A 15,801-nucleotide genomic window follows, 5' to 3' on the forward strand; every position below is an offset into this window, starting at 1 on the left:
CGCCCTCCTTGTAGGAGCTGGCTTGCCAGCGAAGGCGCCCGTGAGAGCGCCTTCGCCAGCAAGCTGGCTCCTACGGGGAAGGCGTGCGCAGGATGGTCTTTGCCAGCGAGTTTTTCCCGCTATGCCAGGTCCAGTTGTACGCCATCCACGGCACCATCGACTGTCCATTGGCGGGCCCAGTCGCTGTCTTGAACCACACTGCTATGGCCCTGGTAGACGACGCTCAATTGGGCAGCCTGGGCAGCATTGGCATTGCAGATCAGATACAGGTCGGCACTGGCATCCGCTTGCAGGACATAAAGAACCACGTTGCCTTGGGCAGGTATGTTGACGTTGGCCAGGTTGTTGCCCTGGGCGGTATTCCTGATGGCAACTTGCTGCGCAGCGGCGGTGTTGTTGCGTGCGTGAATGGCAATAGGCATTTTATTTGACTCCAGAACTGGTCAGGGGGTTGAGTCGCTACGGTCCTGGCCTGCACCTGAGGCTTGCCACAAGATCGGCCGACCGCAGGGCTATCCTCGGTAACTGTCTGCCGCCATACGAGAGGGACATGTTTCCCTGAAGCGCCAACGCGCCCTCTTCACCAACAAGCTGAACATTGGGCCATGCCCCCATCAGCCTGAGCGATTCACCCCTTGCCCTCCCTGCACTATCCGCCCGACCTGCTTTTGCAGTGCCTTGGCCTGGGTGCGCAGGGCTTCACTGAAACCCTCGACAAAACTCGACGAGGGCCGGTAATCCGGGCGGATCAGCATCACCCGATAGGGCACCGACAGCTGCAACGGCCGGATCGCCAGGCCGCGCCCGGCCTCTTCCATGGCACTCAAGGGGTTGATGATCGCCACCCCGAGCCGCTGGCGCACCATGGCGCACACCGAAGCTGCGTTGGTGGTTTCCACCACTATCCGGCGATCCACCCCGGCCTGGCGAAAATGCTCATCCAGGGTCTGGCGGTAGATATCCAGGCCCGAGAGGTTGATGAAGTCCTGGCCGCGAAAATCCGCAAGCGCCAGCCGTGGCCTGGCCAGCAGCGGATGGTCGTCCGCGAGGATGCAGACCATGTCGGCGCAGAACAGCAGTTCGCCCTGGGTGCCCCGGGGCAGGTGCTCGCTTTCGGTCAGGCCCAGGTCATGGCGCTGGGCGCTCAGGGCCTCTTCCAACAGCGGCGATTCCTGGGCGGTGATGCTAAGGCCGATGCCCGGGTGCTGCGCCTGGAACTGCTTGCACACCGGCGGCAGCAGGGTCTGGGAGAACAGCGGCAGGCAGCTCAGGCTCAACTGGCCGTGCTCGAAACGGCGGATCGACTGGGCCACGCTGTTGATCCGCTCCAGCCCCACATAGGCCCGCTCGACTTCCTCCAGCAACAGCAGGGCCTGGGCGGTGGGCAGCAGGCGCCCGCCTTCACGATCGAACAGGCGCAAGCCGGAAAGCGTTTCCAGCCGGGCCAGCTCGCGACTCACGGTGGGCTGCGAAGTAAACAGCAGGCGCGCGGCGCCGGTGACGCTGCCGGCCTGCATGATGGCGCGGAACACTTCGATGTGCCGCAGGGAGATGTCCATGGCGGGAAACTCGCTTAATCAACCAATCCATATCAGATATGAATATCTTGGCAAAGAATAGATATTTTCTTGAATAGCCGCCAACGGGCATGCTGCCTCCATTCCCACTGATCACAGATTGCATTCGCCATGGCCATTCCATTTTCCCCCGCTCAACTTGTCGCCGCCGCCCGCCAGTACGGCACTCCACTGTGGTGCTATGACGCCGCCACCATCCAGGCGCGCATCGCCCAGTTGCAGGCGTTCGACGTGGTGCGCTACGCCCAGAAGGCCTCGTCCAACCTGCACCTGCTGCGCCTGATCCGCGAGGCCGGGGTACGGGTCGATGCGGTGTCCCTGGGGGAAATCGAACGCGCCCTGCTGGCCGGCTTCAGCCCGGTGGATGCCGGCATCGTCTTCACCTGCGACCTGTTCGACGAGGCCACCCTGGCCCGGGTGGTGGAACTGCAGGTGGAAGTCAACGCCGGCTCCATCGACATGCTCCGCCAGTTGGGGGAGAAATCCCCGGGGCACCGGGTCTGGCTGCGGATCAACCCGGGCTTCGGCCACGGCCACAGCCGCAAGACCAACACCGGTGGCGAAAACAGCAAGCACGGCATCTGGCACGACCAGATGAGCGAAGCCCTGGCGGTGATCCGCCAGCATGGCCTGCACCTGGTGGGCCTGCACATGCACATCGGCTCCGGGGTCGACTACGACCACCTGGAACAGGTGGGCGCAGCCATGGTGGCGGCGGTGAAATCCCTGGACCACGACCTCGAGGCCTTCTCCATCGGCGGCGGCCTGTCCACCCCCTACCGCGAGGGCGACACCCCGGTGGACGTGCAGCGTTACGCCAATGCCTGGAAAGTGGCGCGCCAGGAGATCGAGGCCTACCTGGGCCACGGCGTGCGTATGGAGATCGAACCGGGGCGCTTCCTGGTGGCCGAGGCCGGCTGCCTGGTCAGCGAAGTGCGGGTGGTGAAGACCGCCGGCCAGCATCACTTCGTGCTGGTGGACACCGGGTTCAACGACCTGATGCGCCCGGCCATGTACGGCGCCTACCACGGCATGAGCCTGCTGGACGCCGCCGGCAACCCGGTGGAGCGCCCGCAACAGCTGACCGTGGTCGGCGGCCCGCTGTGCGAGTCCGGCGACATCTTCACCCAGGACGACGAATGCCTGACCCCGCGCCCCCTGCCCCAGGCCCGGGTCGGCGACCTGCTGGTACTGCACGACACCGGCGCCTATGGCGCCAGCATGTCCTCCAACTACAACAGCCGCCCGCTGCTGCCGGAGGTGCTGTTCGAGAACGGCCAGCCGAAACTGATCCGCCGCCGCCAGCCACTGGCGGACCTGCTGGCGCTGGAACTGGGGCTGTAAGCCGCCCCTGGGTACTGACTGGCAAAGGGACACAGGGCACCCAGGCCCTGTGTTCGCCCAACCGCGTGTTCGAGGCGCCCCCCTGCCCTGGCAGCACTGAAAGTGCTTGTCCAGCCCGTTCCGTGGACAACGCTCCCCCCTTGAACTAAGAGTTAGGAGCCAGGAGTTCCTGGGCAAGGGAGAGCGCCATGTGCGAAGCAGACAAGGGCAAAAAAGAGCCTGGCAAGAGCGAGGGCGGCAGCGGGCTCACCTCGATCCTCAACCTCATTCCCAGCGTCTATTACGATCTGATTGCACGGATCTGCCCGGGCATGGCGTTCTGGATCGTCCTGGCCTTCAAGTACCCCCACGAACAGCTGCAACCCCCCGATATTCTCGGCGGCGCCCTGTTGTTCGTGCTGATCATCCTCAGCTACGTGTCCGGTATCGTCTTCACCGGCTTCGCCCCGCTCTGGGACTGGCTATCCATCGCTACGCTGAACCACTGCAGGTTCCTGGCGGCGCTGGTAGGCCTGGCAGATGCCCCGGCATCCTCCAGCTTCGCCAGGTGGAAGGCGGTGACCAGGCAACTGGATGAAGTCATCCAGGCAGATGACGGCGCCGGCAAGACCCTGGTCAAGGCGATGGCGGAGGTCAGCCTCTGCCAGAACCTGTTGACCGGCTGTATCGCCCTGGCCCTGATCGAAATCGGCTTCAGCGCCTGCGGGGCGCTGTCCATGGCCCAGCATCCCGGGTTCAACGGCTTTATCGCCCTGGCCCTGCTCGTGGCGATGTACATGCGCCAGATGATGTTTCTCGGGCGGGTGAGCCATCTGCACCAACTCCATGTGACAGGCCACTAGAGCAGGTGCACCCGGGCCAGACCCGCTACCAGGGCATCAGTTGCAGCCGCTCCGGCTGGTCGTTGACGCTATCGTCCTGCTTGCTGTCACCAGGCGCACAAGCGATCCAACTGGCCGGGTTCGGCCGGGTGCAGTGAAGGTCGGCCCAGCAGGTGGTTGTCCTGCAGGGCGCCGGGCACATCATCGACAAAGCGCTGGGTACGGGTATCCAGCACGAAGAACGGATAGTTGGAACAGGAAAAGTCGTAGAACAGCTGCTTGACCGAACGGTGCTTGAGGTACTGATCGTTGCCGGACATCGCACGGTTCTGCACATAGCTGTCCTCGAAGCGCGGCCCATGGCTCCACTGGTAGCTCATGTAGGCGCTCATCGCCCAGTTGAACAGGGTGCGCTTGCTACCGTTCTTGTCGATGCGGTCCTGCGTTCAGTTGTCCTCGATCTCGTGGTCGTCGAGGATCATGTAGGTGGGTTTGTGCGCCAGCAGACGACTGATGAAGGGCGAGCCGGCGTCCTCGGACAGCCGGTTGCGCCCGGCGCTGAGCAAGGCCAGCAGCATCAGCAGCGCCGCCACGCCAAAGGTCCAGTGCATGCCGCGGGACACGGCCTCGACGCTGGCCTGCGGCCCCGAGCCCCAGGCGAACAGTGCGCCCATGGCCGCCGCGCCACTGATCAGCCCGAGGTTGCGCGACAGGCTCAGCAACCCCGCCGTCAGCCCGCGCTGCTGCGGCGCCACATCACGCATCACCAGGCTGTTGTTGGCCGCCTGGAACAGCGCGTAGCTGGCGGTGGCCAGGGCCAGCGGCAGCAGGTAGCCTGCCAGCCCCAGGCTCCGGGGCAGCAGCGCCAGCAGGCCCAGGCCGCCACACAACCCCAGCAGGCCGAGCCGGGACAGCGGCCAGGCACCATAACGGTCCACCAGACGCCCGGCGGGGGCGCCGCACAGGGTCGCCACCAGCGGCCCCAGGGACAGGCTCAGGCCCACTGCCAGGCTCCCGAGCCCCAGCCCCCGGGCCAGGTAGAACGGCCCCACCACCAGGGTGGTCATGATCACCGTCGACACCAGCAGGCTCAGCCACAGGCTGCTGCGCAGTTGTGGCCGGCGCAGCAGGGCCGGCTGGAACAGCGGCGCGGCGGCCCGGCGCTCGACACGCACCAAGAGCGCGACCCCGACCACGCTGGCCGCCAGCAGGCCCAGGTTCAACGGCGCCAGCAAGTTGGGCCCCAGGGTCAGGGCCAGGGCATAGGCGCCCAGGCTCAAGGCCAGCAGCAGGCTGCCCGGCACATCGAAGGCACTGGCAGACGCCACAGGCCGGTCCGGTGGCAGGCAACGCCAGGCCAGTAACAGCGCCACCAACCCCAGAGGCACATTGACCAGGAACATCCAGCGCCAGCCGACGCTGGCCAGTATCAGGCCACCGAGGGCCGGGCCCAGGGTGGTGCCCAGGGCCGACATACTGCCCAGCCAGCCCATCGCGGCCCCGGTGCGGGCCTTGGGCAGCGCGTCACCCACCAGGGCCATGCTCAGGGCCAGCATTACCGCCGCCCCCAGGCCTTGCAGCGTGCGGGCCGCCAGCAGCCAGCCCAGGCCCGGGGCCAGGCCGCAGCACAGCGAGGCCAAGGTGAACAGGGCGATCCCCGCCAGCAGCGCCCGACGCCGGCCCCACTGGTCCCCCAGGCGCCCGGCGCTGGCGATCAGGGTGGTGATGGCCAGCAGGTAGGCCAGGACAATCCATTGCACCTGCTGGAACGACGCCTCAAGGGTCTGGGCCAGGCTCGGCAGCGCGGCATTGGCGATGCTGGTGTCCAGGGACGGCATCAGCATCGCCAGCGACAGGCTGGCCAGGGCCCGGCGCGCACGGGGCGCCAGGGCTTCCTGGGGGGTGGCTTGGGACTCGGGAATGGGCATCGCACAGGCTCCGGCAAGGTGATGCCCGCCAGCCTAGGGCCAGCCGTGACTAGGCGGAAGGCGCAGCCTTTGCAGTTAATTGATGCATTCAACGCCATGCCAGCTGCCTGCGTGCTACATTGCGCCGATGTCGACTCCCGATCTGAACCTGCTGCTGACCCTGGACGTACTGCTGGCCGAAGGCAGCGTGGCGCGGGCTGCCCAGCGCCTGCATCTGAGCCCCTCGGCCATGAGCCGGGCGCTGGCCCGCCTGCGTCAGGCCACCGGCGACCCGCTGCTGGTGCGCGCCGGGCGCGGCCTGGTGCCCACCCCTCGGGCCCTGGAGCTGCGCCAGCGCATCGGCCAACTGGTGGCAGACGCCCAGGCCGCTCTGCGCCCGGCCGAGCAGATCGACCTTGGCCGCCTGCAGCGCACCTTCACCCTGCGCAGCCGTGATGGTTTCGTCGAGAATTTCGGCCCGGCGCTGGTCAGTCGACTGCGGGCTGAAGCGCCCGGGGTGCGGGTGCACTTCGTACCCAAGCTGGACCGCGACAGCCAGCCCCTGCGCGATGCCAGCGTCGACCTGGAAACCGCGGTGATCGACGCCGACACCAGCCCCGAGTTGCGCACCCGGGCGCTGTTTTGCGATCGCTTTATCGGCGTGGTGCGCGCCGGCCACCCCTTGAGCCGGGGGCCGGTAAGCCTGGATGCCTACGTGGCTGGCGAACATATCCTCGCCGCCCACCAGGGCCATGCTCATGGGCGCATGGACGAGGCCCTGAAAGCCCTGGGCCTGGAACGGCAGATCGTCACCCTGGTCAGCGGTTTTTCCGCCGCCCTGGCCCTGGCCCGGGGTTCGGACCTGATCGCCATGGTGCCCGAGCGCCACACCAGCAACCTGCGGCACGGCCTGCACGGTTTCAGCCTGCCGGTGCCCCTGCCGGAAATGACCATCTCCCTGCTCTGGCACCCGCGCATGGAGGCTGACCCGGCCCATCGCTGGTTGCGCCAGGTGGTGCATGAGCTGTGCAGCCAGAGCGCCCTCCCCGACCATCAGCCCGGCTGATCCACAACTTCATTAGCGAGATCCTGCATGTCTTCCAGCTCCCTGCGCCTGCTCTCCCTGAATCACCTGCCCGCTGCCGCCGCGTTGCTCTGGGGGCTGTCCCTGGCAATCGTCCGGGCCTGGCAACCGATAGATTATTTCTGGGAGAACTTCGCCGCCTACTGGCTGCCCCAGGGGCTGATTCTCGGCCTGCTGCTGTGCACCCGGCCCACGCCGGCGCTGTTCACCGGGGTGGCCCTGGCCCTGGCCGCGCACCTGCAACTGTTCTGCCTGTGGATCAGTTCCCCGGAAGGCGCCTTGGGCTGGCTGTTCTATCTGTTCGACTTTCCCGGCGCGCTGATCGGCGCCGCCATCGCCCGCTTCCTGGCCACGCGCGTGGCTCCCGGCAAGCCGTTGATCAATGGCCTGCTGGGGCTCGGCTGGGTGTCGTTGGGGCTGTTGCTGAACTTCAAGCTGATGATGTACAGCCAGGTCTGAAACTGGCCGGCGAATGCGGCCCGAGGGAACTGAAACCCGCCCGGGCCACCGACGGCCCGGGCAGACAATGCCTCAGCGGTGGCCCTGGCTGAGGTTCGACAAGCGCCCGGACAGGGCCTGCATGGCCTCGCTGACCTTGTCCAGGGCCTGGGCGTCCCGGGCGTTGTCCTCGCTGATGCCGTGGATGCGCACCGCCAGTTCGTTGATCTCCTGGGTCACGTGGCTCTGCTGCTGGGCCGCCACGGCAATCTGCTGCGCCCGCTGGGAAATATCGTCGAAGCTGGTCACCGTGCTGGACAGCGCATCCGATGCACCGGACGCCTCGCCCACCGCCTGGCGGGTTCGTGTTTCGCCGGCCTGGATCGCCTGCACCGCCTGACGCGAGGCCTGCTGCAAGTCGTTGATCATGCCGCTGATCTCGTTGGCCGAGGTCTGGGTGCGGCCGGCCAGGGTCCGCACTTCGTCCGCCACCACGGCAAAGCCCCGGCCCTGCTCCCCGGCCCGGGCCGCTTCGATGGCGGCGTTCAGCGCCAGCAGGTTGGTCTGCTCGGAGATCGCCTTGATCACATCCAGCACCGCGCCGACCTGCTGGCTGTCCTGCTCCAGGCGCTGGATCACTGCCGCCGCCTCGGCCATTTCCGCGGACAACTGCTGGATCGACTGGCTGTTGGCATCGACCTTGTGCTGGCCCTCCTGCACCACCACCAGGGACTGGCGCGCGGTGTCGGCGCAGTTGTTGGTGTTCTGCGCCACTTCCAGGGCACTGGAGGACATCTCGGTGATGGCCGTGGCCAACTGGGTGTTCTCCTGGCGCTGCTGCTCGGCACGCTGGGCCAGGGTGCTGCTGAGTTGACCCAGGCGCGCGGCTTCGTTCTGCAACTGCCGGGCTTCGCTGGCGATCTTCTGCAGCATTTGCCGCAACTGCCCGGCATAGCGGTTCACCGCGGCGCGCAAGGCGCCGATCTCGTCGGCCCGGGCCACGTGCAGCTCGGCGTTGTCGCTGGCCTGGCCACTGCCCAGGGCATCGATCTGCCGGGTGGTTTCTTCCAGTTGGGCAATCAGCTTGTGCCCGGCCAGCCAGGCAAAGAACAGCAGCAGCGCCAGCAACGGCAGGAGGAACAGCAGGATCTCGGTGGTCATGGCCCGGGCCAGGCCGGTGACCTTCTGCTCCGGGGTCACCAGGCCGATGGTCCAGCCGCTGCCGGGCATGCTGAACAAGCTGACCCGCGCCGCTTCCTGCAAGCGCCCGTCCTCGTCCAGGTCCAGGCTGCGCACCTGCCCGGTCGGTGCCGGCTTGGCCAGGGCCTCGGCCACCGGAAGCAACCAGGGTTGCTGCTTGCTCAGGGCGTCGAAGCTGAGCATCTGGCCCCCGCCGCCGGCCTGGGCATCAGGGAAATACAGCACGTTGCCGGCCTGGTCCAGGGCGAAGGCATAGCCGCCGGTGACCGCCCCCTGCTCCTTGAGGAAGCGCGCCAGGTCGTCCAGGCGCAGGTCGATGGTGGCGACCCCGGCAAAGGCACCGTCCTGGCGATAGGGCACGCTGCAGGTGGTCATCGGCACCTGGGTCACCGGGTCCTGGTAGGCCTCGGACCACAGGCAACGGCCCGGCGCGCTGTTGCGGGCGCCGGTATACCAGGCTTCATGGTGATAACCGGCGCTGCCGGCGGCGTTGTAGTCATCGGAGAATGCCAGGGGCCCGGCATCGCTGCGGGCCCAGAAGAAACTGCGGCGCTCCACGCCGGGGGTGAAGGCATTGGGTTCTGGCCAGATGCCGCCCCCGGCGATCGCCTTGTCGCCTTCATGGTCGATCACCTTGGGCAGGGTGGCCATGACCAGCGCCTGCTCCTTGGGCAGCCCTTCCAGCAGGTGGGCCATGCTCGCGGTCACCCCTTCGATGCCCGCCAACTGCAACGCCAGCTGGCGAACGATGGCGCTGCCGGTCTGCTCGATCAGTGCCGAGCTTGCCTCCACCACTTTGGGCTGCCCCCGTAAGGTCATCACGGCAAATACCGCCAGCGCCGTGAACAGCAACAGCAACACACTGCCGAGGGTCAAACGATGAGACAGACGAACCGGTAGCAAGGCCATGACGAACTCCATATCAATAGGCATTCAGAGCTTATCGACCGGATGCATGCTTCCCTTGAACAAAGAGTGATGCCGTTCACTTTTTTTGTCAGCGCAACAGGCGGGAGTACACCTGGAGAGGGGGCGACTCAGGCAGGGCCCTCGGTAGCCGGGGCCCTGCCATCCTCGAAACAAGACCCCCGGCTACGGGCAGCCCGGGCCAGGCACGAGAAGCGCTACACAACTGGCGGCGCTGGCGCCTTCAGTCCTGCTTGGCGCCCATGTACAGCTCGAAGTTCTCGATGTAGTCCGTGAGGTTCTCTTCCATCATCAGGCGGAACTCCTCGACGAAATAATCCACCGCCTGCTGCTTGGCCGCCGCCAGCTCCTGGGCATTGCGGCACCCGCAGGCGCTGACCCAGGCGCTGAAACGGGAGTTGGCGTACATCAGCGACGCGCTGGCCTTGCCCCGGCTGCTGTCGGCGATATGGGAGTTGGCCAGCTCGATAACGGCGTCGGCGCGGTTGTAGAAATCCTGGTCGGTGTCATTGGCCACGGGGCGTTCCTCTGGCGGAGTGGGGAAAATAAAGCGCCGGAGTATAAGAGTTTTGTCCTCCTGCACCGACTACTTTCATCCCCAGGCCGCAGAAGCCGGGCTGCCGGCGAAGCGGCCCGCGAGCCTTGCGCCAGGCTGGCAGCCGCTTTCGCTGGCAAGCCAGCGCCTACAGATGGGTGGGCGCCGGCAAGGCTCGCAGCTGTTCGGCCAGCAGGGCTTCACTCTTGCCCTGGGACAGCACCACGCTGTTATTGGCCGCTTGCAGCGCCTGTTGCAGGTGGTGCTCGCCCCGCTGCCGGTCGCCTTCAAGAATGGCTTGCAAGGCCAGGCAGCGCGGTCGCAGCCAGGGTGCGTTCCAATCCACTTCGGCGCTCATCGGCGTGTTGTTCAGGGGCGCGGCGTCACGCTGCAGCAAAGCGCGGCAGAACGCCAACTCGCCCCTCAACAACTCGATCAGGCCACTCATGCCGTTCAGTTGCGCCGACCGGGCCGCCAGCAATTGATCCAGTTCCTGCTCCATCTGCACCGCGGCCGGCCAGTCGCCCTGGTCCTGCAGGGCATTGAGGCGGCAGCCGAATGCGACCAGGGGCCCGGGCATGGGGCCTTCGGCCAGGCGCTGAAGATCGTCCACCGGCAATTGTGCGCTGGGCACCCCGGCCACGGTCAGGGCCAACAGGCGTGCCTGGGCCAGCTCCGGACGTTGATCGTCGCGATGCCGGTACCAGCCCAGCAGGAGCATGCCGTCGCTGGGCAATACCCGCCAGGCAGGCATCAGGTTACCCACCCCCATGGCCAGATTGATCACGGCAAACGCCAGGGCAATGGCCCCCGGCACCCCGGGCCAGGACAGCCCAAGCGCCAGGGAAGCGCCACCCACCAGCAGATTCAGCAGCGGCCCGCACAGGACCACCAGCATCCACTGCTGCCGCAGTGGCCGTTGCAGATTGCTCGCGGCAATCACATAGCCGCCCAGGCGATTGCGCTTGAGCTGCGGTGCCCAGCGCACCCGCCAGCCGCGCCGCAGCACCTGGATCTCCACGGCGGCCACCCGTACATGCAACACCGGCATCGCGCACCCGCGTGCCCCCAGGTAATGCCCGCCCTCATGCACCACCAACGCGACAACCCCCAACAGCGAAGCCAGGAACATCGCCAGAAAGGGCTGCAACCCGGACTTGATGGTGAACCCCAGCACCAGCGCGGCGATAAACCAGCCACTGAGCAGCACCAGGCGCTGCACAATCGTCAGCAGAGTGTTCAAGGCCTTGAGCCAGGTGTTGCCATCCATCGAGTACGTCCCTGAGAGAAAACCGACACTGAACCGGGCGCGCAGACTGCCAGCTTCGCCCCAGGAAACTCAACCGCTGATTCACCTCTCTATCACCCCGCCTCCTAACCGCAGGAGCCGGCTTGCCGGCGAAGGGGCCCTTGAGCCCTGCATACGCCTGGCGGCCGCTTTCGCTGGCAAGCCAGCTCCTACGAGGATGCGGGGGGCCAGTGGCGGGCCAGGACCGCGGAGATGCGCGGTTCGCGGTCGATGCGTTGCAGCAGGGCGAGAAAATCGGGATGGCTATCGCGCAGGTGCTCTCGCGCACCGGACCAGCGCGACACCACTGCCGCCTGGATATCCAGGGCACCCGGCGCCGCACCGCCGAAATATGGTCGCGACGCAAACTGCTCGGCGAACAGCCCCCAGCTGCGATACAGGCGCTCGGCCGCGGCGGCGCGCATCCGGGCCTTGAGCGGTTCGTCGGGGTCGCTGATCCAGCGTTCCGGGTAGTCGAGGATGCCGATGGCCGAATAGCAGTTGGCGGCGATGTACACCAGGCCGCGTATCACCTGGGCCCGGGCCGACGCTGGCGCAGGCAGCAACCCGGAGTCGGGAAACTCCAGGCCCAGGTGGATCAGGATCGCCGCGCTTTCGGTGAGGATGCTGCCATCGGGCAGTTGCAGGGTGGGAATCTGCAACAGCGGATTGAGCCGTGCCAGGGCCTCGCGCCCGGGGCTGTCCTCCCAGGGCGCGGCCTCGATGCGGCGGTAGGCCAGCTGGCAGTACTCCAGGGCGATCTCGACGATGGCCGAGCCGGTGCCCTGGCTTCCATACAGGTGATACATGGCGATAACCTCCTTGATGACCCGGGCCCATTAGCCCTTTCACGACAGGGCGTGGCATTGCACCTGCAGTACTTGCTCGCTCAGTGGCCGCGCCTCGATCCGCACCGGCAAGAATGCCTCGATCACCCGGATATTGCTCTGCAGGTGCTCGGTCATGCACGGCGTGGTGAAGCTGCCGCCACCGGCCAGGGCCATGGGCAGCAACAGTTGATCGGCCAGGTGTTCCGCCACTGCGGCACCGGAGTCCAGCCAGTCCAGGGCCTGATCGATGGCGCCGTCGGCGACCTTCTCCGCCCGCAGGCTGTTCTGGCCGAAACCGCAAAACAGCTCGGTCAGGTGCTCGAAGGCGAACTCCAGCAGCAGCACATTGCCCGGGCCGTACTCTTCATCCAGCAGCACCGGGGTGAGCTGCTCGCGAGGCAGTTGCAGGCGATCGTGCACCCGGCGCAACTCGCGTTCCGCCACATGCTCGGGCAGGCCCGCGCTCAAGGCCCAGGCTCGACTGCCGAGCAATGCTCCGCGCTCTTGAAGATGCAAGGGTTGCAGCTCCGAAGGCTGGATAAAGGCCTCCAGCTCGCCACCGCCGGCCGGGACAAAACCATGGCGCAGCAGCTGCAGTTCCACCCGCCCGCCCATGCGCCGCAGTTGCGGCAGCCAGGCCTGCTGGAGGAAATCCACCGGCGGCGCCAGGGGGTTGTGGGTGCCGCCGCTGATGCTCACGCGGCTCGGCTGCGGCGCTCGCAGCAAGGCCGGCAGCAGGGTCTGCAGCACCAGGGTGCAACTGCCGGCGGTGCCGATGGCGAAGCGGTAGTCGCCGCCGCGGATCGGCCCCGGCTCGAAGCTCAGGACCTGGGAGCCAAGCTCGGCCCCAGTGGTTCTGGCGCCACATACCTGGGCCGCCGCCAGCACCGCAGTCAGGTGCTGGCGCAACAGCCCAGGGCGGCTGCGCCGGGCGCGAATATTATGGATACGCAGGGTCTTGCCGGTGAGCATCGACAGGCTCAGGGCGCTGCGCAGTACCTGGCCGCCGCCGATGGCGCCGTCCAGTTCGATTACATCCTGTTTCATCACATTCCTCAGGCGTAGTGCCGGACCGTTTCCCGCAGGTAAGCGTCCAGCAACGCGTTGTCTTCATGGGTACGCGCCAGTTTCGGCACCGGGCGTTCCAGCTCGGCGGCGATAAAGGCGTGCAGTGCCGGGCGTCGCGGTCCGTAGGCGGACTCGTCGGCGCAGCGTTTCAAAACCAGCAGCTCGGCCACTTCGTCCAGCAGTGGCTGATGGTCGACGGTGGTCAGCAGGTCGGCGAAGGTCATCGGCGGTCGGCCGCGCCCCTGGTCGATCCAGCGCACCGCGAGCAAGGGCCGCAGGACGTAGAAGTACTTCTTGAAGCGCACGCTGTCGCCTTGCAGGTAACCGCGAAAGTTCTTCCTGGCCATCGACAGATAATGGTTGCGCGCCGCCGGCGGGCTGTAGAACGCCTCGGCCAGCTCACGCAGGCGCTTGGCGGCGGTCGGTTCGCTGCGGTACACCAGGGGCGAATCCAGCCATTCCAGCAGGGTCGGGTTGGACTTGCGCAACAGCCCCAGGGTCTTGCGCAGTTCCCAGCCGCTGATGTCCAGCTCGTCGTCCAGGGGCCGCTCGATCACGTCGCGCCCGGCATCCACCTGGATGAACCATTCGGGCTTTTCCACATAGACGAAACGCACATCGTAATCGCTGTCGGTAGAGGCAAAGCCCCAGGCCCGACTGCCGGATTCGCAGGCATACAGCACCTGCACATTGCGCTCGCGCTCGATCCGCGCCAGCTCGGCCAATACCCGTTCGCGCATGGCGCTGCTCAGGGGATGGCGCTCCAGATGTTCCATGATCCTTTTCCTTGTTCAATCCGTGGCGCTGGCGGCCAGCACACTCAGGGTCCGGCGCACGGGGTTCCACACCGTCAGGCACCAGACGCCCCACCACTCCAGGCCTTCGTCGAAATATTCACTCCAGGGCAGCCAATGCGGGCCCATGGCCGGGGCCTGACAATCCAGCTCCAGGTCGCCCACCCAGTTGATCACCTGGGGCTGCTGCTGGAGATCGAGCCCCAGCAGGTCCAGCCATTGGCCGTACACCTGCCGGGCCTGTTCGGCCCCACCCGGGAAATGCAGCCCGTACGGTGGCTGGCAAAACGCCCGGTACAAGGCCCAGTCCTGCTGCTCCGGGTCTTCGCAAACCAGTTGCCGGACCTGCTGCGGGCTGAGCCGCTCAGGCAGTGCCCGCTCCGGTTCCCAGCGCATCTGCGGTTCACCAACGTCGGCGTAGCGCGGGTCCTGGCGCAGCTTTTTCCAGGCCTCACGGCGCCTGGCCATCAGGTGCTGATACAGGTGCTGCAAGCCCTGGCGATGCAAGGCCTGATTCACCTCGACACCCGGCTCCACCGCCAGCCGCACAAAATCGAACACGCAAAACGCCGCTTCCAGCTGTTGGCGCAGCGCCTGGCTGTGCTCATCTTCAACCAGGGTCAACATGGCGGCTCTCCTTTCCTCACAACAGCCGCTGGACCGAACCGACGGGTAATTCCCCGGCGGCTTCCATCGCCTGCAAGCGTTGCACCATGGCCTCGCGCAGGGGCTTGGGGGTCACCGGGTCGAACATCCCGTAGCGGCTGTCGCACCAGCGTGCCAGGGCCTCGCGCCAATAGGCGGCGTCACTGCCGCCCTGCCCCAGGCGCCACAGCAGGTACTCCAACTGACGCCAGCCCGGTTTGAGGGCCAGCATGGCCCAGCGTCGCGCCTTGGGCAGATCGTGCCAATGCTGGTCCAGACGCTGCTCCAGGGCCTCGTCGAATACCGCCCACGGCTGCTGGCGCAACAGGCCCAGGGCGCAGTCGAAGACCTTGTCCGAGGCATCGTCCAGGGCCGCCAGTTGCTCGGCCATGCCACGTTCGCCCAGGGTTTGCAGGGCCTGCAGGCGCACGCTCAGCGCCGGCGAAGCCAGGGCCTGGCGCACCATGGCATCGGCCTGTGGCTCCTGCAGCTCCCTGACCAACCCCAGTAGCCCCAGCCACTGGCGCTTGTTGCCCGGGGCCGGCTGCTGCAAGCGGGCCAGCAGCACTGCCCGCGGGTCCAGCCCATGGCGCGGCGCGGCCCAGTGAGCCAGGCAACGCAAGGCCCCCGAAGGGTCGAGCAGGGCCTGCGCCAGATACTCGCGACAATCGGCCAGGCGCGACAGCAGCAGCCGCAGGGCCTTGACCCGCACACTGGCGCCGCAGCTGCGCATCACCTCTTCCAGCAAGGGCAGCGCCTGCTCATCGGGCAGTTCGGCGCAGGCGTCCACCGCCATCTGCCGCACGCTGACCTCCGGGTGGCGCAGGGCCATGGCCAGCAGCGCCGGTCGGTCTTCGACGCCCTTGAGCAACAGCTCGAAGACAAAGCGCGCAGCCTTGCCCCGGCAAGTGCCAAAGGCCCCTTGCACTTGGTCGCGCACCTGGGCCAGTTGCAACACGGCGCTGGCCCGCTCCAGAGTCGCGCCGTGGTCGGCGCGCTGCTTGCCGGCCAGGGCCAGCAGCGGTGCCAGGGTCTGCAACAGCAGCCCGGCATGCTCCGGCACCCAATAGGCCTCGACCGCCGCGGCGGCCTCCTGGCGAACCTGGGGCACCCAGTCGTTGAGGCGCTCCAGCAAAGCCACCAGGGCCTCTGCCGAAGGCTGCGCGGCCAGCCCGCGCACCGCGGCCTGACGCACGAAACCGTTGCCGAAGCGGCTCAGCTCCAGCCAGGCGCTGTGCCTGTCCAACTCGTCCATCACCTCCCGCACGCGGCGGGCTTCGTAGTCGCTCAGCTGGTACTGCCAGCCGGGCGGGGTTGCTATCAATGCATCCATGTCGTCCATT

The 15,801-nt window shown here is 66.9% G+C and carries 16 protein-coding genes and 1 pseudogene; 4 read left to right on the forward strand and 13 right to left on the reverse strand.

The window, feature by feature from the left end; translation table 11 throughout:
- Positions 1–119: 119 nt before the first annotated feature.
- The gene (locus AC1RCO_RS28230) at positions 120–422 is read right to left on the reverse strand and encodes a hypothetical protein (RefSeq protein ID WP_015635102.1); all 303 of its coding nucleotides are present in this window, start codon (positions 420–422) and stop codon (positions 120–122) included.
- Positions 423–614: 192 nt separating this feature from the next.
- Positions 615–1,559, reverse strand: coding sequence for a LysR family transcriptional regulator (locus AC1RCO_RS28235; RefSeq protein WP_492618261.1), 945 nt, complete (start codon positions 1,557–1,559; stop codon positions 615–617).
- 129 nt (positions 1,560–1,688) lie between these two features.
- Here AC1RCO_RS28235 and lysA point away from each other — a divergent pair, with 129 nt between their 5' ends.
- Together lysA and AC1RCO_RS28245 are read left to right on the forward strand one after the other, a co-directional pair.
- A complete protein-coding gene (gene lysA / locus AC1RCO_RS28240; protein ID WP_103408329.1) occupies positions 1,689–2,921 on the forward strand; it encodes a diaminopimelate decarboxylase in 1,233 nt (410 codons plus the stop codon).
- Between the two features lie 188 nt (positions 2,922–3,109).
- Positions 3,110–3,763 carry a hypothetical protein gene (locus AC1RCO_RS28245; protein WP_492618262.1) on the forward strand — a complete coding sequence of 218 codons (654 nt, stop codon included), beginning with the start codon at positions 3,110–3,112 and terminating at the stop codon, positions 3,761–3,763.
- A gap of 86 nt (positions 3,764–3,849) precedes the next feature.
- Here the strand turns inward: AC1RCO_RS28245 and AC1RCO_RS28250 are convergent, their stop codons facing one another.
- Both AC1RCO_RS28250 and AC1RCO_RS28255 read right to left on the reverse strand, forming a co-directional pair.
- Positions 3,850–4,122: a hypothetical protein gene (locus AC1RCO_RS28250; RefSeq protein WP_258571645.1), complete on the reverse strand. Its 273-nt coding sequence runs from the start codon at positions 4,120–4,122 to the stop codon at positions 3,850–3,852.
- Between the two features lie 66 nt (positions 4,123–4,188).
- Positions 4,189–5,670 carry an MFS transporter gene (locus AC1RCO_RS28255; protein WP_492618263.1) on the reverse strand — a complete coding sequence of 494 codons (1,482 nt, stop codon included), beginning with the start codon at positions 5,668–5,670 and terminating at the stop codon, positions 4,189–4,191.
- Positions 5,671–5,797: 127 nt separating this feature from the next.
- Between AC1RCO_RS28255 and AC1RCO_RS28260 the strand changes: the two genes are divergently transcribed.
- Positions 5,798–6,715 (forward strand): LysR family transcriptional regulator, encoded by a 918-nt coding sequence (locus tag AC1RCO_RS28260; protein ID WP_404673293.1) that lies wholly within the window; start codon positions 5,798–5,800, stop codon positions 6,713–6,715.
- Positions 6,716–6,742: 27 nt separating this feature from the next.
- A complete protein-coding gene (locus tag AC1RCO_RS28265; RefSeq protein ID WP_041117341.1) occupies positions 6,743–7,192 on the forward strand; it encodes a hypothetical protein in 450 nt (149 codons plus the stop codon).
- A 72-nt stretch (positions 7,193–7,264) separates the two neighbouring features.
- Here the strand turns inward: AC1RCO_RS28265 and AC1RCO_RS28270 are convergent, their stop codons facing one another.
- The 9 genes and pseudogenes from AC1RCO_RS28270 to AC1RCO_RS28310 all read right to left on the reverse strand — a co-directional run bounded on the left by AC1RCO_RS28270 (position 7,265) and on the right by AC1RCO_RS28310 (position 15,800).
- On the reverse strand, positions 7,265–8,554 hold the full coding sequence (locus AC1RCO_RS28270; RefSeq protein WP_428985084.1) for a methyl-accepting chemotaxis protein: 1,290 nt from the start codon (positions 8,552–8,554) through the stop codon (positions 7,265–7,267).
- Between the two features lie 120 nt (positions 8,555–8,674).
- Positions 8,675–9,304 (reverse strand): annotated as a pseudogene (locus AC1RCO_RS28275) (cache domain-containing protein); the annotation flags it as partial.
- A gap of 217 nt (positions 9,305–9,521) precedes the next feature.
- Positions 9,522–9,815 carry a DUF3144 domain-containing protein gene (locus AC1RCO_RS28280; protein ID WP_011060609.1) on the reverse strand — a complete coding sequence of 98 codons (294 nt, stop codon included), beginning with the start codon at positions 9,813–9,815 and terminating at the stop codon, positions 9,522–9,524.
- 166 nt (positions 9,816–9,981) lie between these two features.
- Complete coding sequence (locus AC1RCO_RS28285; protein ID WP_019093713.1) at positions 9,982–11,103, reverse strand: site-2 protease family protein; 1,122 nt, start codon at positions 11,101–11,103, stop codon at positions 9,982–9,984.
- 188 nt (positions 11,104–11,291) lie between these two features.
- Complete coding sequence (locus tag AC1RCO_RS28290; RefSeq protein ID WP_123473613.1) at positions 11,292–11,930, reverse strand: glutathione S-transferase family protein; 639 nt, start codon at positions 11,928–11,930, stop codon at positions 11,292–11,294.
- Between the two features lie 39 nt (positions 11,931–11,969).
- The gene (gene rtcA, locus AC1RCO_RS28295; protein WP_492618264.1) at positions 11,970–12,998 is read right to left on the reverse strand and encodes an RNA 3'-terminal phosphate cyclase; all 1,029 of its coding nucleotides are present in this window, start codon (positions 12,996–12,998) and stop codon (positions 11,970–11,972) included.
- Positions 12,999–13,006: 8 nt separating this feature from the next.
- Positions 13,007–13,795, reverse strand: coding sequence for a nucleotidyltransferase domain-containing protein (locus tag AC1RCO_RS28300; protein WP_404673292.1), 789 nt, complete (start codon positions 13,793–13,795; stop codon positions 13,007–13,009).
- Between the two features lie 15 nt (positions 13,796–13,810).
- A complete protein-coding gene (locus AC1RCO_RS28305; RefSeq protein ID WP_492618265.1) occupies positions 13,811–14,440 on the reverse strand; it encodes a hypothetical protein in 630 nt (209 codons plus the stop codon).
- A gap of 16 nt (positions 14,441–14,456) precedes the next feature.
- Positions 14,457–15,800 (reverse strand): hypothetical protein, encoded by a 1,344-nt coding sequence (locus AC1RCO_RS28310; protein WP_053150613.1) that lies wholly within the window; start codon positions 15,798–15,800, stop codon positions 14,457–14,459.
- Position 15,801 lies beyond the last annotated feature (1 nt).

It is taken from the genome of Pseudomonas sp. GW823-FHT03E05, from assembly GCF_058796855.1.